This is a genomic window from Lutibacter sp. (assembly GCF_030692605.1).
Taxonomy (GTDB): Bacteria; Bacteroidota; Bacteroidia; order Flavobacteriales; family Flavobacteriaceae; genus Lutibacter.
Genome location: NZ_JAUYUD010000105.1, coordinates 30,495 through 48,877, shown reverse-complemented (window position 1 = coordinate 48,877; position 18,383 = coordinate 30,495). Strand labels below are relative to the sequence as shown.

Genomic DNA, 18,383 nt, shown 5'->3' with positions numbered 1-18,383 from the left:
TGTTTTTAATAATACTATAACATTTGGTTTTTATAGAATTCTGTATAAGCGTCAGCAAAATTATCTTCAGAAGCATAATTTAATACTGGGACCTTACTTTTGCTTAAAAAATCTTCTAATTCAGGATTTATCTTTTCACTAGAAATAACTACAGCATCGGAATTTTCTATGGCATTTTTTAGAATGTTAATATAGGTTGGGTTAGAAATAAAATCAATTTTTGATTCGTCAATATTGTCAAATTTTATTTTGTTCTGGAAATCATTATTTAAAGAGCCTTCAAAGCCAAAATTATAAAGTGATGTAATAATTTTACTATCAGTAAATAATGCATCGTTTTTGTAATACTCCTTTATATACAGTGGTAATAAAGATGCTAACCAGCCGTGTACATGAATTATATCTGGAGCCCAGTTCAATTTTTTTACAGTTTCAACCACTCCTTTGGCAAAAAAGATTGCTCGTTCGTCATTATCACTAAACAAATTATCTTCTTCATCAGAATAAAGAGCTTTTCTTTTAAAATAATCATCATTATCAATAAAATAAACTTGCATTCTTTCTTTCGGTATTGAAGCTACTTTTATAATTAAAGGCATATCCATGTCATTAATTACCAAATTCATACCCGATAACCGAATTACTTCATGTAATTGATGTCTTCTTTCATTAATTAAACCATATCTTGGCATAAAAATTCTTGTTTGTCCACCAATTCCATGAACCAACTTGGCTGCTTCAAATGAAGTGGTTGACAATTGATTTTCAGGTAAATAAGGTACAACTTCCGAAGAAACAATCAATACTCTTTTATCTTTCATATATCGGATCTTTATTATAAAGAATATGCAAAATTACGAAAATTAATGAAGAAATTAGTTGGAAAGATGTAAGTTTGCACGCTTTTAACGTTTATTTACAAATTGGTTATGTTAGTTTTTGCTAAAATTAAATCGGTTCAAGATAAACTGAACTCGTTAAAAAAAGGAATCACTGTTGGTTTTGTGCCAACAATGGGAGCTTTGCATAAAGGTCATTTGTCATTAATTGAAAAAGCAAAAAGAGAAAACGACCTTGTAATTGCTAGCATTTTTGTAAATCCAACTCAGTTTGATAAGAACGAAGATTTAGTGAATTATCCCAAAACAATTGACCAAGATTTAACTTTTTTGAAATCAATTTTTTGCGACATTGTTTTTACTCCCACCGCTGAAGAAATTTATGAAAATAACATTACCTCTCAGCCTTTTCTGTTTGACGGTCTCGAGTTTGAAATGGAAGGTAAATTTAGAACCGGACATTTTGACGGTGTTGGAACTATTGTAAAAAGACTCTTTGAGGTTGTAAAACCACATAGTGCCTACTTTGGAGAAAAGGATTTTCAGCAATTACAAATTATTAGAAAAATGGTGGAAAAACACCATTTGCCTGTTAAAATAGTGGGTTGTCCAATTTATAGAGAAGAAGATGGCTTAGCCATGAGTTCTAGAAACACGCGACTTTCTCCAGAACATAGAGCTGCAGCTCCATTTATTTATAAAACCCTTAAGGAGGTAAAAATTAAGTTTGGCACAAAAAGTGCGGCTGAAGTTTGTGAATGGGTGAACAAGAAATTTGAAAATCACTCATTATTGAAGTTAGAATATTTTGAAATTGCTGATGAAAACAACTTAAAATCAATCAGTATAAAAAATGCACAAAGTAAATACCGGGCTTTTATAGCTGTATTTGCTGAAAAAATTAGACTAATTGATAATATAAGTTTATAAATATTAAGTATTTAACACAAAATTATTATTTTTGCGCCATGCGAATACAAGTTGTAAAATCAAAAATTCACAGAGTTAAAGTTACTGGAGCCGATCTTCAGTATATTGGAAGCATTACAATAGATGAAGATTTAATGGATGCAGCTAATATAATTCAAGGTGAAAAAGTTCATGTTGTTAATATTAACAATGGAGAACGTTTGGAAACTTATGTTATACCAGGGCCAAGAAAAAGTGGAGAAATAACTTTAAATGGTCCAGCTGCTAGAAAAGTAGCAAAAGGTGATATTATAATTATTATATCATACGGAATTATGAAATTTGAAAAAGCGAAGACTTTTATACCAACACTTATTTTTCCTAATGAAAATGATAATTCATTAACCTAAATTGGCATTTAAATTAAAAAAAACCATTTTTATATCACTTCCAATTGCATTGGGAGTTTTTTTAATTTGGTATTCTTTTTCTAGACTTTCACCATCAGATATAGAATCAATTAAAAATTCCTTTAAAACGGCAAATTATTGGTGGGTTGGTCTATCAGTGGTTTTAGGTATTTTAAGCCATTTATCTCGTGCTTATCGATGGCAATTTTTACTTGAACCAATGGGTTACAAATTGAACATTGCCAACAGTGTAATGACCGTTTTAGTTTCTCATCTTTTAAATTTGTTTGTTCCTCGTTCTGGAGAATTTGCAAGAGCCGCAAGTATTAAAAAATACGATAAAATTCCTTTTGAAAAAGCAATAGGAACCATTTTTGCTGAAAGAGTTATTGATGTATTTATGTTGTTAATAATAATTGGATTTGCATTTTACTTGCAAACAGAATTAATTGCTAGCTATATTTTTACAGATAATTTAAAAAGCAGTGTTTATTCTAAAGTATTTGTTTTTGGTGTATTGCCCATATTGGGCTATTTTACGTATCGATTTTTAAAAAAATCAGAAATCCCTTTAATCATTAAAACCATGAAATTTGTTGATGGTTTAATAGATGGTTTAAAAAGTATTATTACAATGAAAAAAAAATGGAAATTTATTTTTCATACTTTTTTCATTTGGGGAATGTACCTTCTTATGTTTTATGTGGTAACATTTGCATTACCCGAAACAACAAACTTATCCCTTTCAGCCATTATTGTTGGTTTTGTATTAGGTGCTATTAGTATGGCCTTAACAAACGGGGGATTGGGTTCCTACCCAGTTTTAGTTGCAAGTGCCTTAATTTTATATCGAATAGATGACAATGCAGCACGCGCTTTTGGTTGGATAATGTGGACAGCACAAACACTTATGGTTGTCGTATTTGGGAGTTTATCCTTAATATTTTTACCTATCTATAATAAGAAAAAGTAATTGGTTATATTTGATAAAAATTAACAATTAGTTGCTATTTTTAATGAATTTATTCAAATTAGGAGAATAGAATTCGAGATTAGGCAAACTTTAAAAATTGGAATTGCACAGATATGACCAAAACAAAAACTTCTTTTTTTTGTCAAAATTGCGGAACTCAATATGCTAAATGGTTAGGGCAATGCTCTTCTTGCAATGAATGGAACACCATTGTTGAGGAAATAATTCAGAAAGAAGAAAAAAGAAATTGGAAACAAAATAACACTCCCAAAAAGGTTAATAAACCCTTAAAAATTGATGACATTACCATTTATAAAGAGGATCGAATTGCCACAAAAAACAACGAATTTAATAGAGTTTTAGGAGGTGGTCTAGTCCGGGGTTCTATGCTATTATTAGGTGGTGAACCTGGGATTGGAAAATCTACCTTATTATTGCAGATAGCACTGGATGTGCCTAAAAGAGTTTTATATGTCTCAGGTGAAGAAAGTCAGACTCAAATTAAAATGCGAGCCGAACGGTTGAGTAGCAAAAACAATAATTGTCTAATTTTAACGGAAACGAATACCCAATTAATTTTTAAGGCAATTGAGCAAGTGCAACCAGAACTTGTTGTAATTGATTCTATTCAAACACTACATACCGATTATATTGATGCATCTCCAGGCTCAATTTCTCAAATAAGAGAAACCACTGCAGAACTTATTAAATTTGCTAAGGAAACTGCGACACCTGTACTTTTAATTGGTCATATTACAAAGGATGGCGCTATAGCTGGACCAAAAATTCTAGAACACATGGTTGATGTGGTGTTGCAATTTGAAGGAGATCGAAATCACACCTACCGTATTTTAAGAGCACAAAAAAACAGGTTTGGTTCTACTTCTGAACTAGGTATTTATGAAATGCAAGGGACAGGTTTGCGAGAAGTTGAAAACCCTTCTGAAATATTAATTTCTCAAAAAGATGGAGACTATAGTGGTACCGCCATAGCAGCAACTTTAGAAGGAGCGCGCCCATTAATGATAGAGGTTCAAGCTTTGGTGAGTACTGCCGTTTATGGAACTCCTCAGCGTTCTTCAACGGGATATGATACAAAACGGTTGAATATGCTTTTAGCCGTATTGGAAAAAAGAGCTGGTTTTAAATTAGGTGCCAAGGATGTTTTTTTAAATATTGCTGGTGGAATAAGAGTCGATGACCCTGCAATAGATTTAGCAGTCATTAGCGCTATATTATCTTCAAATGAAGACGAACCTATCGCTCAAAATATTTGTTTTGCAGGAGAAATTGGACTCGCAGGAGAGGTGAGGCCAGTAAACAGAATTGAACAGCGTATTTTAGAAGCTGAAAAATTAGGTTTTGAAAGGATTGTTGTTTCAAAATTCAATAAAATTAACAAGTCTAATTTTGCAATAAAAATTTTGAGAGTTGCCAAAGTAGAAGACCTTATTGCAAACTTATTTGCATAAAAAAACCGAGCTCGGTTTTTTTTTATTTTTTATTTACTTCAAGAATGTACTTTTCTAAAGCCATTGTCATGGAAGGAGTTTCAGGTGTAGGTGCTTGAATATTACACTTTAATCCAGCCTCGGTAGCAGCTTTAATGGTAGAATTGCCAAAAACAGCAATTCTAGTATCGTTTTGTTTAAAGTCAGGAAAGTTCTTAAATAAAGAATCAATTCCCGATGGACTAAAGAAAACTAAAATATCGTAAAACACATTTCCTAAATCAGATAAATCACTAACAACAGTTTTGTAGAAAATGCCTCTCACCCAATTGATACCAATTTCATTTAAAATTTCAGGAACCGTTTCTTTTAGTTTATCGGAAGAAGGGAGTAAAAAGGTTTCATCCTTATGTTTTTTAATAATTTTAACTAAATCATCAAAAGTGCGTTCACCAACATATATTTTTCTTTTACGGTAAACAACGTATTTCTGTAAGTAAAAAGCAACAGCTTCAGATTCGCAAAAATATTTCAAAGAATCCGGTACAACATATCTCATTTCTTCTGCAATTCTAAAAAAGTGATCAACGGCATTTCTGCTATTTAAAATAATTGCAGTAAAATTTTTTAAATCAATTTTTTGAGCTCTAATATCTTTAGCTAAGACACCCTCAACGTGTATAAAAGGTCTAAAATCAATTTTAATTTTTTGTTTTTCTGATAATTCTAAATACGGGGAGTTTTCGGCTGTAGGTACGGGCTGAGAAACCAAGATTGTTTTCACTTTCATAAACTTCAATTGTACTTTAAATTGTTAGTTTAAAAATAATCACTAATGGAGCTATTTCCAGTGCGCAAAGGTATAAAATAAAATAAAACAAGTGACTTAAAATAAAATTTTTATTATTTGCTATAAATAGGGCATATCTAAGCGCAAGCGTAAATGCTAAAATAATGAGAGTTATGTTAAGAAAAATAACTTCAAAGTTTTTAAAATAAACGCTCAAAATTAGGGTTGGTAGAATCCATAAAATAACATTATTAAAATAACTCATTTTATCAAAAGCCAATTTATTTTTTTCATAATTAAAATTAAATAACAACGCAATAATTAAATTGATTAAAAATTTAAAAATAAAGTACAAAGTAAAACCAGAAAATATTATGAAATACCCTTTTGGGCTTAATAAATAATCATACTTTAAAAAATAGAAATTGGACAAATACACTACTAGAGAAAGTGAAATAACCAATATTAGAAAAGCCGGAATTTGAAACAAATTAAAAGTTATGTTTTTCTCTTTGTTATAGTAAATATGTAGGTATTTTTTAGAAAAGAATAATACAAAGGTGTGTTTTAATCGTTCATTAAAAAACGATTTTAAAAAAGCTAATAAAAGCATAACAATTATAAAAAGAGCTGTAATCCAGTCTTTGTTAATAGTTGTAATTTCACTTGCTTCAAACATATATCAGGAGCTTTTAAAAATGTAAATTTAGGAATAAATTATTGTATCTTTGCGCCCTAATTTTAAGGTATGTCAAACACACTGGTAATAATACCAACTTATAATGAAATAGAAAATATTGAAGCTATTGTAAGGGCTGTATTTTCTCAAGAAAAGACCTTTGATGTTTTAGTTGTTGATGATAATTCTCCTGATGGAACCGCAGCCATTGTGAAAAAGTTACAAAATGAATTTTCAAATTTATTTATTGAAGTTAGAAAAGAAAAAAATGGATTAGGTACCGCTTACATACATGGTTTTAAATGGGCTTTGGGGAGAAATTATGAATATATAATTGAAATGGATGCCGATTTTTCACACGACCCAAGTGATTTAATTCATTTGTATAATGCATGCTCTATTGAAGGAGCCGATTTTTCAATTGGGTCGAGGTATTTAAATAATAAAATTAATGTAGTTAATTGGGATTTTAAACGATTGTTTTTATCCTATTTTGCTTCAAAATATGTTAGAATTATTACCCAAATACCTATCTTTGACACAACCGCTGGTTTTGTTTGCTATCATCGTAAAGTTTTGGAATGCATTTCATTAGATAAAATTAAATTTGTGGGATATGCATTTCAAATTGAAATGAAATTTAAATCATGGAAACTAAATTTTAAACATAAAGAAGTATCGGTTATTTTTACAGACCGAAAAAGGGGAACTTCAAAAATGAGTGCTTCTATAATTTCAGAAGCGGTTTTTGGCGTTATAAAAATGAGAGTTTTGGGTTTACCCAAATAAAGAAAAAAGGAAAAAAGTTTAAATAGCTATGAGTTTAACACTTATAAAAAACGCCCAAATTGTAAACGAAGGAATAATTTTTGAGGGCGACGTTTTAATTGAAGGAGAATATATTATTGATATAGATTCGTCAATAAGTTCAAAATCGGCAGATACTACCATTATTGATGCTGAGGGAAAATACTTAATTCCTGGAATAATTGATGATCAAGTTCATTTTAGAGAACCTGGATTAACACATAAAGCTACCATAGAAACTGAAAGCAGAGCTGCTGTTGCTGGTGGAATTACGTCTTTTATCGAAATGCCTAACACCAATCCAAATGCTACCACCCAGGACTTATTAGAAGATAAATTTGAAATAGCATCAAAAACATCGTATGCTAATTATTCGTTTATGTTTGGTGGAACCAATGATAATTTGGAAGAATTATTAAAAACGAATCCAGCCAATGTTGCAGGTATCAAATTGTTTCTAGGAAGTTCAACTGGAAATATGTTGGTGGACAATGAAGCTGTTTTGGAAAAAATATTTTCTTCAACAAAAATGTTGATTGCCGTTCATTGTGAAGATGAGGAAACGATTAAAAATAATTTAGAAAAGTATAAAAAAGAGTATGGAGATGATATTCCAATGGATTGTCATCCAAAAATACGAAGTGCTGAGGCCTGTTATATTTCATCGTCAAAGGTAATTAAATTAGCAAAAAAAACAGGAGCAAGACTGCATGTTTTTCATTTGTCAACTGATAAAGAAACTACTCTATTTTCAAATAAACTTCCAATTGAAAAGAAAATGATTACGGCGGAGGTTTGTGTGCATCATTTATTGTTTAATGAAGAAGATTATAAAACAAAAGGCTCTTTAATTAAATGGAATCCAGCAATTAAAACGGTATTTGATCAAAAAGGATTATGGAAAGCGCTATTGGATGATCGAATTGATGTAATTGCAACAGACCATGCTCCACATACTAAAGAAGAAAAAGAGCAAGTATACACGAAAGCACCAAGCGGAGGCCCATTAGTACAGCATGCGCTACCTGCTATGTTAAAAGCACAACAACAAGGCAAAATTTCAGTTGAAAAAATAATTGAAAAAATGTGCCATAATCCTGCTAAACTTTTCAGAATAGAAAAAAGGGGTTTTGTTAAAAAAGGATATTATGCCGATTTGGTTTTGGTTGATATTGCATCGCCTTGGACAGTTACTAAAGAAAATATTTTATATAAATGTGGCTGGTCTCCTTTTGAAGGCACTACTTTTTACTCAAAAATAACCCATACCTTTGTAAATGGTCATTTAATTTATAATAAAGGTAAATTTAATGATACTATAAAAGGGAAACGTTTGTTATTTAACAGAAATAATGATTAAATATTTTTGCATATTATTAGGTGTTTTAATGCTAGTTTCTTGCACTAGTAATACTATTATTAAAAAACCAGACAACCTTATATCAAAGAATAAAATGGTTGATTTATTAACGGATATGCACATTGCAAATGCAGGTGAAAACATAAAAAATATACATTTACAAAGAGCTGTAAATTACTATCCGTTAGTATTTGCTAAATACAATATTGATAGTACTCAATTTAAAGAAAGCAATTATTACTACACCTCTAGAATTGATGATTATGATGAGATTTTAGCACGAGTTGAAGCTAGATTAACTGCGTTAAAAGAGCAATATGATCTTGAAAGAAAAATTTCAGATTCAATAAATAGAGGTTCTAAGCCAAGGATTTTAAGGGGTGAGGATGTAGAAATGGAATAAGATTTCTTCACTTAACTATTTTCATTTTTATAAGTATCACATATTTGTTTCAATGTTTCTGAAACTGGCTCAAATTTAAAGTTAAGTGCCGTACTAATTTTTTGAGCACTATAATAATGTTTGTTATTAATAGAATGTGCTGTTTGTTTAGTTAAAACAGGTGGTTTTCCAGTTATCAAAGATTTTAACCAACCCAATCGCCAACCAATTTCACCTATAAAAGGGGTAACTTTAATGGAAGGTTCTTTTTTCCCAAAACAACGAGCAATTTCTGAAAAAACTTCTTTAAAGGATTTGTTTTCAGCAACCAATAAAAATCGTTGGTTAATAATTTTAGAATTCATTAATAAAATCATACAATTTACCACATCTTTTACAGCTACAAACCCCGTAACACCTTCAGAATAAAAAGGAAGTCCGTTGTGAATTTTGCTAAAAATGGCACCAGAACCTGTATTCCAAAAACCTACGCCAAAAATAACACCTGGATTTACAATAACAACAGGTACACCTTCTTGAGATGCACGCCAAACTTCCATTTCAGCTCCGTATTTGGTAATAGCGTACCCATAATTATTTTTCTCCGAACTCCATTCACATTCTTCGTCTATCATCGTTTTATTTACAGCTTTTTCAATAGTGGCAATGGAGCTTACATAACATAGTTTTTTTACTTTTTTTTCAATGCAAAAATTTACAATATTGGAAGTTCCTTCTATGTTAATTTTTCGCATTTTCTTGTAATCTTTTGGATTAAAAGAAACCAATGCGGCCGAATGATACACCTCAGTAATATTATCGAAAGCATCTTCAAGAGCACAAACATCGGTAATGTCAGCTTCAACCCATTTTATTTTTGAAAAAAGGGCTTCATAATTATTGGTATAGTATTTAAATACCTTTTTTACAGCAATTAAATTGCTATTTTTTCTGTGTAACGCTTTTATTGTATCATTTTTCAAAGAAAGGTGATACAATAAATGAGAGCCAACTAAACCTGTTCCGCCGGTAACTAATATCATAAAACGAAAGTAAAAAAATGTTTCTACATTTTAACCTTTAAAAACTAAAAGTTAAAATGGCTTCCTTTAAGCTAAAATTTTATCTTTGCTAAAATTTTAAAAACATAAAATGAATTTTGTTGAAGAATTACGTTGGAGAGGAATGTTACATGACATTATGCCTGAAACTGAAGAATATTTATTAAAACATAAAACTACAGGCTATATTGGATTTGATCCAACCGCCGATTCTCTTCATATTGGAAGTTTAGTTCCTATTATTTTATTGATGCATTTTCAAAAAGCTGGTCATAATCCAATTGCATTGGTTGGTGGAGCCACTGGAATGGTCGGTGATCCATCTGGAAAATCGGATGAACGAAATTTATTGGATGAAGAAACATTGAACAAAAATGTAGCTGGTGTAAAAGAACAGTTGGCTCGTTTTTTAAATTTTGACAGTACTTCTGAGAATGCGGCTCAATTAGTTAATAATTACGATTGGATGAAAGATATTTCATTAATCGATTTTGTGCGTGATATAGGAAAACACATTACTGTTAACTATATGATGGCAAAAGATTCGGTTAAAAACCGATTGGATTCCGATTCACAAAACGGAATGAGTTTTACTGAATTTACGTATCAATTATTTCAAGGATACGATTTTTTACATTTATACAAAGAAAAAAATTGCGTATTGCAAATGGGAGGTTCAGACCAATGGGGAAATATTACTACTGGAACTGAACTGGTTAGAAGAAAAGTACAAGGGAAAGCATATGCCATAACCTGCAAATTAATTACCAAGGCAGATGGATCTAAATTTGGTAAATCTGCCGGAGGAAACATATGGTTAGATTCCAACAGAACATCGCCTTATAAATATTATCAATATTGGTTAAATTCATCAGATGAAGATGCTGAAAGTTATATTAAAATTTTTACTTTTTTAGATAAAGATACTATTGAAGTGTTAATTGCTGAACACAAACAAGCACCACATTTACGGTTACTTCAAAAGAAAATTGGTGAAGAAGTGACTATTATGACCCATGGAATTGAAGCCTATGATAATGCTATAAAAGCTTCCAGTATTTTATTTGGAAATTCAACGGCTGAAGATTTAAAAAGCTTGAATGAACAAACTTTTTTAGATGTTTTTGATGGAGTACCTCAAGCGGAAATTGAGCGTTCGGCTATTGAAAACGGATTAGGAATTGTGTCTGCATTTTCTGAATCAGGTTTCTTAAAATCGAATGGAGAAGTTCGAAGAGCTTTAAGTGAAAATTCTATTTCAGTTAATAAAGAAAAAGCAACCGAAGATTTTGTGATTACCATTTCCGATTTAATAGCTGATAAATTTGTGTTATTGCAACGCGGTAAAAAAAGTTACTTTTTATTGAAAGTTATTTAAACTTTGTTAAGAGTAGGATATTGCCTCCTTTTAGCCTGTCTTGAGTGACAGTCGAAAGGTTTGTAATAATGTTTGATTTGGTAATTGTAGCCTTAAACATTTGACTTTTCAATCTTCAAACTTTCAATTTTAAAACTCACTTCAACAACATTAAATTACATCCTCTAATATCTGAGTTATCAAACCTGCCTAACACTTCAAAAGTCCCGTCTTGGTATGTTTTTCCTAAATCTTGGGTAGCAATAAATGAGCAAGAATTTATGTTTGCTAAATCAATAACATTAATTCCGCCCGATTTTCCATTTGGTAAAATTGTAAGGGCATCTTCAGTATCTCGTGTTAAAATTTTCATCCAGGGCGGACAGGAAAATAGTCCATTACCTTTAGAATATGCCTGACTCAATAATTCGGTCATTCCATATTCTGAATGAATGTTAGAAATTCCAAAACCTTCGCATAAAATTTGGTGTAATTCCTCTCTAATGAGTTCTTTTCTTCTCCCTTTCATTCCACCAGTTTCCATAACAATAGTGTTTTTTAGGTTGAATTTATATTTTTCAACCAAATCTAACAAAGCAAATGAAACTCCAATTAACAGGGTTTTTTCGCCTTTTTTATCTAATTCGGTTAAATTTTTAAATAATTCATCTAAATTATTGAGGTAAAATCCACTTGTTGGTTTTTTTGATTGATGAATCAAATCATTTACCATATAGATTAAAGACGACCCATTACGTTCAAAATAGGAAGGTAACAAGGCTAAAATGGTATAATCTTCAATATTTCCATAAAAATGCTGAAAACCTTTTTGAAAACTTTCTTTATATAAAGAAACATCCGTAACAAAATGCTTACTTTGCTTCATTCCTGTAGTTCCGCTACTTAAAAAAACTTCCTGAACAGTATCTTTTGAAGCAATTATTCGGTGCGATTTAAAAAACTGAATGGGTAAAAACGGAATTTTGTGAAAGGCGTCTATTTTAGTCGGGTTTTGCTTTAAATGAGTTATAAAAGAGGCGTAAATAGTATTGTTTTTAGCTTGAAATTGGAATATTTCGAGTGCAGTATTCTCAAATTCAATAGGATTGCTAATATTAAAAATGCGATTTCTATTCATAAAAATTGGGAAACAATACAAAAGTAATGTAAATTTACGCAACCAATTGTCTTTGATGGTATCTATTTAACAATTAAAAGCTAGCTATTTGGGTTTAAATAAACTCATAAAAAAATGTGCAAAGAATGACAGAGTTGCACAAGAAGAAATTTATCAGCTTTTTGCGGGTAAGTTATTTTCTATATGCCTTAAATATTCTAAAAATAAACAAGAGGCTCAAGATAATTTTCAAGATGGTTTTATTACCATTTTTAGTAAAATTGGGCAGTTTAATTTTAAGGGATCATTTGAGGGATGGTTAAAAAGGGTTATGGTAAACACCATTTTGCTAAAGTATAGAAAAAAGAGAGTTTTAAATATTGTAACAGAGGATATACCAGACGAAGTTATTGTTGATGTTGACGATGATATTGAAATTTCTTTAGATTTTTTATTGAATCTAATTAATGAATTACCAGAGAGGTACAGATTAGTTTTTAACATGTACGTTTTAGATGGTTATTCACACAAAGAAATTTCTAGTATGCTTTTAATCGCAGAAGGAACTTCTAAATCTAATTTAGCAAGAGCTAGGGGAATTTTAAAGCAAAAAATTGAAGCATATCAACAAAAACAACAGTCGATTTAAGAAATAGACAAGGTGAATAATTTTAAGAACATAGATAGAATCTTTCAAGAAAGATTAAAAGATTATGAGGTTTTGCCACCTTATAAATCTTGGGATGCCATTGAAAAACAATTACAACCTACTGTTGTAAAAAGAGGATTACCTTTTTGGTTCAAAATTGCTAGTATTGCTGCTGTTTTTGTTATGATTTTTGGTATTGGTACTATTTATTTATTACCTAACAGCACTTTTACTTCCAAAATATTACCAATTGTTTCAAAATCAAAAGAAAATGAAACAAAGGATGTTGAAAATAAAAAGATTCCTTTAAAAGAAAATTCGAAAAAGGATATAAATACCTTAGATAAAAACAAAAAGACTGAAAATATAGCGAAACAAATTGGAAAAGAGGATCAGCCTATTTCAGAATCTAAGGCTGAATTAAAGAGTAATAAAAAAATTATTAAAACGCAAGAAATTGTTCCTAAAAAAACTTTTTTTGCAGCTAAAAAGGAAGCAAAACATATTTCAAATCAACAAATTTCTTCAAATAAATTTACAGTTTCGACTATTTTTGCACCTATTTATTTTAATTCCTTTGGTGGAGGATCTGGGGTTGATGAGCAATTTAAAAATAATTCAACTTCTTCAAACACCTCCTATTCATATGGAGTAAAATTCGCATATCAAATTAGCGATAAATTTAGTTTGCAATCGGGTGTTAATTTAATTAGTTTAGGATATACCACTAATAATATTTATGTGGTTTCAGGTAATGGTGTTGTTGGTTTTTCTAACCTTTCTGCTATTCCATTAGAATCTAAAAATGAAATTGCTTCAAAACAAGCTTTTGGTGAAGTGTTGAGCACCTTGGATAATGTAGGAAGAATGAACCAAGTATTTGGATACATTGAAATTCCTGTTGAAGTTAAATACAGTATTAATGATGGTAAATTAGGCATAAATGTAGTTGGAGGTTTTAGCACCCTGTTACTTAATAATGATGAGGTTATTATAGAAACAAATAGTTTTTCTCAAAGTTTAGGATCTTCAAACAATTTAAGATCTGTTAATTTTAGTGGAAATATAGGAGTTGATGTAGATTATTTAATTCATAAAAATTTATACATAAACATTTCACCAATGTTTAAAGTTCAAACAAATACCTTTTCTAAAAATGCTGGAAGTTTTCAGCCATACTATTTAGGAGTTTATACCGGTTTAAATTATAAGTTTTAGTTGGTTTATTATTTGGTTGGTTACCAAATATTGAATGAAGAAAGCCATTTCAGATTTGAAATGGCTTTTCATTTTATAGTTATTATTATTCGTAGTTTTGTCTCTTCAAATTAAAATTAAATCAACTTATGGAAATTTCAACAATAGCTCAAAAAATACAGCAATCTCTAAAACTTTTAGGAGTAAAAGAGTTAAATCAAGGCACTTCAACTGGAGTTAATAGTTTTGGAAAAGGCGCTGTAATTGCATCTTATTCACCTGTTGATGGAAAGTTAATTGGAAAAGTGAGCACAACAACCAAAGAAGATTATGAAAAAGTGATGGAAACTGCTCAAACTGCATATAAAAGTTGGAGATTAAAGCCAGCCCCTTTGCGTGGAGAAATTGTGAGACAATTTGGTGATAAACTAAGAGCTTTAAAACAACCCTTAGGCGAACTTGTTTCATATGAAATGGGAAAATCCTTGCAAGAAGGGTTGGGCGAAGTACAAGAAATGATAGATATCTGTGATTTTGCTGTTGGACTCTCTCGACAATTACACGGCTTAACAATGCATTCCGAAAGACCTGGTCATAGAATGTATGAGCAATACCATCCGTTAGGAATTGTAGGTATAATTTCTGCATTTAATTTTCCAGTAGCTGTTTGGAGTTGGAATACGGCACTAGCTTGGATTTGTGGCGATGTTTGTGTTTGGAAAGCATCAGAAAAAGCACCTTTATGCAGCATTGCTTGTCAAAATATTATGACTGAAGTATTAAAAGAAAATAATTTGCCAGAAGGAATTTCTTGTATAGTAAACGGTGATTATAAGGTTGGGGAATTTATGTCTAACGACCCAAGAATTCCTTTAATTTCAGCAACAGGTTCTACCAGAATGGGAAAAATTGTGGCTAAAACAGTAGCCGAACGTTTGGGAAGATCTTTATTAGAATTAGGAGGAAACAATGCAATTATTATAACACCAGACGCCGATATTAAGATAAGTATTATTGGAGCAATATTTGGTGCTGTAGGAACCGCGGGACAGCGATGCACTTCTACTCGTAGATTAATTATTCATGAATCTATATATGATAAAGTAAAGAACACCTTAGTTGCAGCATACAAACAATTGCGCATTGGTAATCCGTTGGATCAAAACAATCACGTTGGGCCTTTAATTGATAAAGATGCTGTTAAAATGTATGAACAAGCATTAGCAAAAGTTGTTGAAGAAGGAGGCACTGTTTTAGTTGAAGGAGGTGTTTTAAGTGGAATTGGTTATGAAAGTGGTTGTTATGTAAAACCGGCAATTGCTGAAGCATCAAACGATTTTAAAATTGTGCAACATGAAACTTTTGCACCAATTTTGTATTTAATGAAATATACAGGAGATGTTACAAATGCCATTGAAATTCAGAATGGCGTAGCTCAAGGATTATCATCTGCAATAATGACTAATAATTTGCGTGAAGCAGAACAATTTTTGTCTCAAGCAGGTTCAGATTGTGGTATTGCTAATGTAAATATTGGAACTTCAGGCGCAGAAATTGGAGGCGCTTTTGGTGGTGAAAAAGAAACTGGCGGCGGACGAGAATCTGGCTCCGATGCTTGGAAAATTTATATGAGACGTCAAACAAATACCATTAATTACACAACAGAACTTCCTTTAGCACAAGGAATTAAATTTGATTTGTAAAATTGAATTAAAAATACAGAATTGTAAAAAACACTTATTTTAATGAGTGTTTTTTTATGATAAGTTAACAATAAATTCTAGAATTTTTTGATTTGATAAATGAACAGTATCACATAATTCTTCTATGGAGCCATGTTCAATAAAAGTATCAGGAACACCCAAGTTTTTTACAGAATTAGTATAATTATTTTTTGATGCAAATTCTAGAATAGCACTTCCAAATCCGCCAATAACAGTACCATCTTCAATAGTAACAATAGTTTTAAAATTGGTAAAAATGGTATGAAGTAGTGATTCATCCATAGGTTTTATAAATCTCATACTGTAATGAGCAACTTTATTTTTTGGAAAATATTCTTGAATTTCAATTATTTTGTTTCCTATTGTGCCAATACTTAAAATAGCTATTTCATCACCTTTGGCAATACAACTTCCTTTACCAATCTCAATTTTATAAAAAGGCTGTTTCCAATCTATAATAGTTCCTCTTCCTCGTGGGTATCTAATGGCTAATGGAAAATCTATTTCCAATTGTGCAGTGTACATAATGTTACGTAATTCAACTTCATTTAAAGGTGCAAAAATCACCAAGTTAGGTATACATCTCAAATAGGCAATATCAAAAATTCCGTGGTGTGTTGCTCCATCTTCACCAACAATTCCAGCTCTATCTATGCAAAAAATCACAGGTAAATTTTGTAAGGCTACATCATGAATTATTTGATCGTAAGCGCGCTGTAAAAAGGTTGAATAAATATTACAAAACGGAATTAAACCTTGCGTTGCCATTCCTGCCGCTAAAGTAACCGCATGTTGTTCGGCAATACCCACATCAAAAGCCCTTTCAGGTATTTCATCTAACATTAATTTTAAAGAACAACCTGTTGGCATTGCTGGTGTAATTCCAACAATTTTGTCATTCAATCTAGCCAATTCAACCAAGGTTTCTCCAAAAACATCTTGATATTTTGGAGGCTCTTCTTTTTTTTCTTTTACTATTAAATTACCTGTTAATTTATTAAATTTTCCTGGAGCGTGGTAAGTGACTTGATCTTGTTCGGCCTGCTCTAATCCTTTGCCTTTGGTGGTTATAATGTGTAAAAATTTAGGACCTTTTATGGTTTTTAATCGTTCTAATTCAGTAATAATCTCGTCAATATTATGTCCGTCAATTGGTCCAAAATAGTTAAAATTTAAGGCTTCAATAATATTGTTTTTTCTAACTTTTTTACCAGCCTTAATGTCTGTAAAATAGTTTTTTAAAGCACCAACACTTGGATCAATCCCCATTGCATTGTCGTTTAAAATTATTAATAAATTAGCATCGGTTACTCCAGCGTGATTTAAACCTTCAAAAGCCATGCCGCTGGCAATGGATGCATCTCCAATTACTGCTATATGGTGTTTATTAAAATCACCTTTAATTTTTGAAGCCAAAGCCATCCCTAACGTTGCAGAAATGGAGGTTGAAGAATGCCCAGTTCCAAAAGCATCATACTTGCTTTCACTTATTTTTGGGAAACCAGAAACTCCTTTAAGCTGTCGGTTTGTGTGAAAAACCGATTTTCTTTCGGTTAAAATTTTATGTCCGTATGCTTGGTGACCAACGTCCCAAACCAATAAATCATTTGGAGTGTCAAATACATAATGAAGCGCAATAGTTAATTCAACTACACCTAAACTTGCGCCTAAATGACCTTCTTTTGTTGCAACAATATCTATAATAAAATTACGCAATTCTAACGCCAACTGAGGGAGTTGGGTTTTTGAAAGTTTGCGCAAATCTTTCGGACTATTAATATGTGCTAACAAATTTTTAATCATTGTATACAAAACTACAATAATTAAATTGTTAGTTGAATTAAAAAAAATTACTTTTGAAGTATGATAAATCCTTTTGACGACACGTATTTTATGAAAAAAGCATTGCAAGAAGCGCAATTGGCTTATGATAAAAATGAGGTGCCGGTTGGAGCAGTTATTGTTATGAATAATCAAATTATTGCACGTGCTCATAATTTAACAGAAACCCTTACAGATGTTACAGCACATGCAGAAATGCAGGCATTTACTGCCGCAGCTGATTTTTTAGGTGGCAAATATTTAATTGAATGCACATTATATGTTACTCTAGAACCTTGCCAGATGTGTGCTGGTGCAAGTTATTGGGCACAATTAGGTAAAATTGTATATGGTGCTTCTGAACTTAAAAGAGGTTTTAATGTTTTGAATACAACCTTGCATCCAAAAACTGTGGTTTTAGGAGGAATTTTGGAAGTAGAATGTGCAGAAATAATGAAAAGATTTTTTATTGAAAAAAGAAATTGGAATTAGTGTTTTTTTAGGTAAAAGTCATTGGGCAAATAGGCAATAGGCAAATAGGCAATGGTTTTTTAGCGAAAAGTTGAATATTTTAGCGAAAAATGTAATTATAAACTGCGACTGTACACTAAAATACTGTTAACTATTTTTTCTCATTTTTATTTAATTCGTCAAGCCATTTATCCAACCTAAAATTGCTCATGTTTTTGTTTTTATATCTATGATAAATAAATAGCGGCATTAAAATAAAGGCGATAGACAACACTGCAATTCCTATTATTATTTCACCGTTTGGATCACTGTTTGATTTAATGTAAAAACCATAAACAAGGGTTGAAATAACCACTATCAAAATTATAATAATAATATTTTTCATT

General features: G+C 31.0%; 19 protein-coding genes. 12 read left to right on the top strand and 7 right to left on the bottom strand.

Features of this window, described 5'->3' with window-relative positions; genetic code table 11:
- Positions 1-14: 14 nt before the first annotated feature.
- The gene (locus Q8S45_RS10820; RefSeq protein WP_305604589.1) at positions 15-821 is read right to left on the bottom strand and encodes a glycogen/starch synthase; all 807 of its coding nucleotides are present in this window, start codon (positions 819-821) and stop codon (positions 15-17) included.
- 108 nt (positions 822-929) lie between these two features.
- Between Q8S45_RS10820 and panC the strand changes: the two genes are divergently transcribed.
- From panC to radA, 4 genes are all read left to right on the top strand, one after another.
- A complete protein-coding gene (panC, locus tag Q8S45_RS10815; protein ID WP_305604587.1) occupies positions 930-1,769 on the top strand; it encodes a pantoate--beta-alanine ligase in 840 nt (279 codons plus the stop codon).
- Positions 1,770-1,807: 38 nt separating this feature from the next.
- Positions 1,808-2,158: an aspartate 1-decarboxylase gene (gene panD / locus Q8S45_RS10810; RefSeq protein WP_305604585.1), complete on the top strand. Its 351-nt coding sequence runs from the start codon at positions 1,808-1,810 to the stop codon at positions 2,156-2,158.
- A gap of 1 nt (position 2,159) precedes the next feature.
- Positions 2,160-3,131 (top strand): lysylphosphatidylglycerol synthase transmembrane domain-containing protein, encoded by a 972-nt coding sequence (locus Q8S45_RS10805; RefSeq protein ID WP_305604583.1) that lies wholly within the window; start codon positions 2,160-2,162, stop codon positions 3,129-3,131.
- Between the two features lie 113 nt (positions 3,132-3,244).
- Positions 3,245-4,603, top strand: a complete 1,359-nt coding sequence (radA, locus tag Q8S45_RS10800; RefSeq protein ID WP_305604581.1) for a DNA repair protein RadA — start codon at positions 3,245-3,247, stop codon at positions 4,601-4,603.
- A 22-nt stretch (positions 4,604-4,625) separates the two neighbouring features.
- Here the strand turns inward: radA and Q8S45_RS10795 are convergent, their stop codons facing one another.
- Positions 4,626-5,372 (bottom strand): uroporphyrinogen-III synthase, encoded by a 747-nt coding sequence (locus tag Q8S45_RS10795; protein WP_305604579.1) that lies wholly within the window; start codon positions 5,370-5,372, stop codon positions 4,626-4,628.
- Between the two features lie 16 nt (positions 5,373-5,388).
- Entirely contained in the window at positions 5,389-6,051 is a 663-nt protein-coding gene (locus Q8S45_RS13985; RefSeq protein ID WP_371133016.1) for a DUF4271 domain-containing protein, read from the bottom strand.
- Between the two features lie 69 nt (positions 6,052-6,120).
- Here Q8S45_RS13985 and Q8S45_RS10790 point away from each other — a divergent pair, with 69 nt between their 5' ends.
- Genes Q8S45_RS10790 through Q8S45_RS10780 form a run of 3 tightly spaced genes read left to right on the top strand, consistent with a single transcriptional unit; the run spans position 6,121 to position 8,621 of the window.
- A complete protein-coding gene (locus Q8S45_RS10790; RefSeq protein WP_305604577.1) occupies positions 6,121-6,840 on the top strand; it encodes a polyprenol monophosphomannose synthase in 720 nt (239 codons plus the stop codon).
- 28 nt (positions 6,841-6,868) lie between these two features.
- Positions 6,869-8,218: a dihydroorotase gene (locus Q8S45_RS10785; protein WP_305604575.1), complete on the top strand. Its 1,350-nt coding sequence runs from the start codon at positions 6,869-6,871 to the stop codon at positions 8,216-8,218.
- Positions 8,211-8,621: a DUF4296 domain-containing protein gene (locus Q8S45_RS10780; RefSeq protein ID WP_305604573.1), complete on the top strand. Its 411-nt coding sequence runs from the start codon at positions 8,211-8,213 to the stop codon at positions 8,619-8,621. Before Q8S45_RS10785 ends, Q8S45_RS10780 begins: the two co-directional genes overlap by 8 nt.
- An 11-nt stretch (positions 8,622-8,632) precedes the next feature.
- Here the strand turns inward: Q8S45_RS10780 and Q8S45_RS10775 are convergent, their stop codons facing one another.
- A complete protein-coding gene (locus Q8S45_RS10775; RefSeq protein WP_305604571.1) occupies positions 8,633-9,643 on the bottom strand; it encodes an SDR family oxidoreductase in 1,011 nt (336 codons plus the stop codon).
- Between the two features lie 109 nt (positions 9,644-9,752).
- Here Q8S45_RS10775 and tyrS point away from each other — a divergent pair, with 109 nt between their 5' ends.
- The gene (gene tyrS, locus Q8S45_RS10770; RefSeq protein WP_305604569.1) at positions 9,753-11,039 is read left to right on the top strand and encodes a tyrosine--tRNA ligase; all 1,287 of its coding nucleotides are present in this window, start codon (positions 9,753-9,755) and stop codon (positions 11,037-11,039) included.
- A gap of 136 nt (positions 11,040-11,175) precedes the next feature.
- Here tyrS and Q8S45_RS10765 read toward each other — a convergent pair whose 3' ends face one another.
- Positions 11,176-12,156, bottom strand: coding sequence for an acyl transferase (locus tag Q8S45_RS10765; protein WP_305604567.1), 981 nt, complete (start codon positions 12,154-12,156; stop codon positions 11,176-11,178).
- An 88-nt stretch (positions 12,157-12,244) separates the two neighbouring features.
- Here Q8S45_RS10765 and Q8S45_RS10760 point away from each other — a divergent pair, with 88 nt between their 5' ends.
- The 3 genes from Q8S45_RS10760 to Q8S45_RS10750 all read left to right on the top strand — a co-directional run bounded on the left by Q8S45_RS10760 (position 12,245) and on the right by Q8S45_RS10750 (position 15,684).
- Positions 12,245-12,784 carry an RNA polymerase sigma factor gene (locus Q8S45_RS10760; protein WP_305604565.1) on the top strand — a complete coding sequence of 180 codons (540 nt, stop codon included), beginning with the start codon at positions 12,245-12,247 and terminating at the stop codon, positions 12,782-12,784.
- Between the two features lie 12 nt (positions 12,785-12,796).
- Positions 12,797-14,002, top strand: coding sequence for an outer membrane beta-barrel protein (locus Q8S45_RS10755; protein ID WP_305604563.1), 1,206 nt, complete (start codon positions 12,797-12,799; stop codon positions 14,000-14,002).
- Between the two features lie 128 nt (positions 14,003-14,130).
- Complete coding sequence (locus Q8S45_RS10750; protein WP_305604562.1) at positions 14,131-15,684, top strand: aldehyde dehydrogenase family protein; 1,554 nt, start codon at positions 14,131-14,133, stop codon at positions 15,682-15,684.
- A 54-nt stretch (positions 15,685-15,738) separates the two neighbouring features.
- Here the strand turns inward: Q8S45_RS10750 and dxs are convergent, their stop codons facing one another.
- Complete coding sequence (dxs, locus tag Q8S45_RS10745; protein WP_305604560.1) at positions 15,739-17,508, bottom strand: 1-deoxy-D-xylulose-5-phosphate synthase; 1,770 nt, start codon at positions 17,506-17,508, stop codon at positions 15,739-15,741.
- 60 nt (positions 17,509-17,568) lie between these two features.
- Between dxs and Q8S45_RS10740 the strand changes: the two genes are divergently transcribed.
- Positions 17,569-18,018 carry a nucleoside deaminase gene (locus Q8S45_RS10740; RefSeq protein ID WP_305604557.1) on the top strand — a complete coding sequence of 150 codons (450 nt, stop codon included), beginning with the start codon at positions 17,569-17,571 and terminating at the stop codon, positions 18,016-18,018.
- Positions 18,019-18,148: 130 nt separating this feature from the next.
- On the opposite strand, the gene Q8S45_RS10735 is transcribed toward Q8S45_RS10740, so the two are convergent.
- Complete coding sequence (locus Q8S45_RS10735) at positions 18,149-18,382, bottom strand: hypothetical protein (RefSeq protein WP_305604555.1); 234 nt, start codon at positions 18,380-18,382, stop codon at positions 18,149-18,151.
- Between the last annotated feature and the right edge of the window lies 1 nt (position 18,383).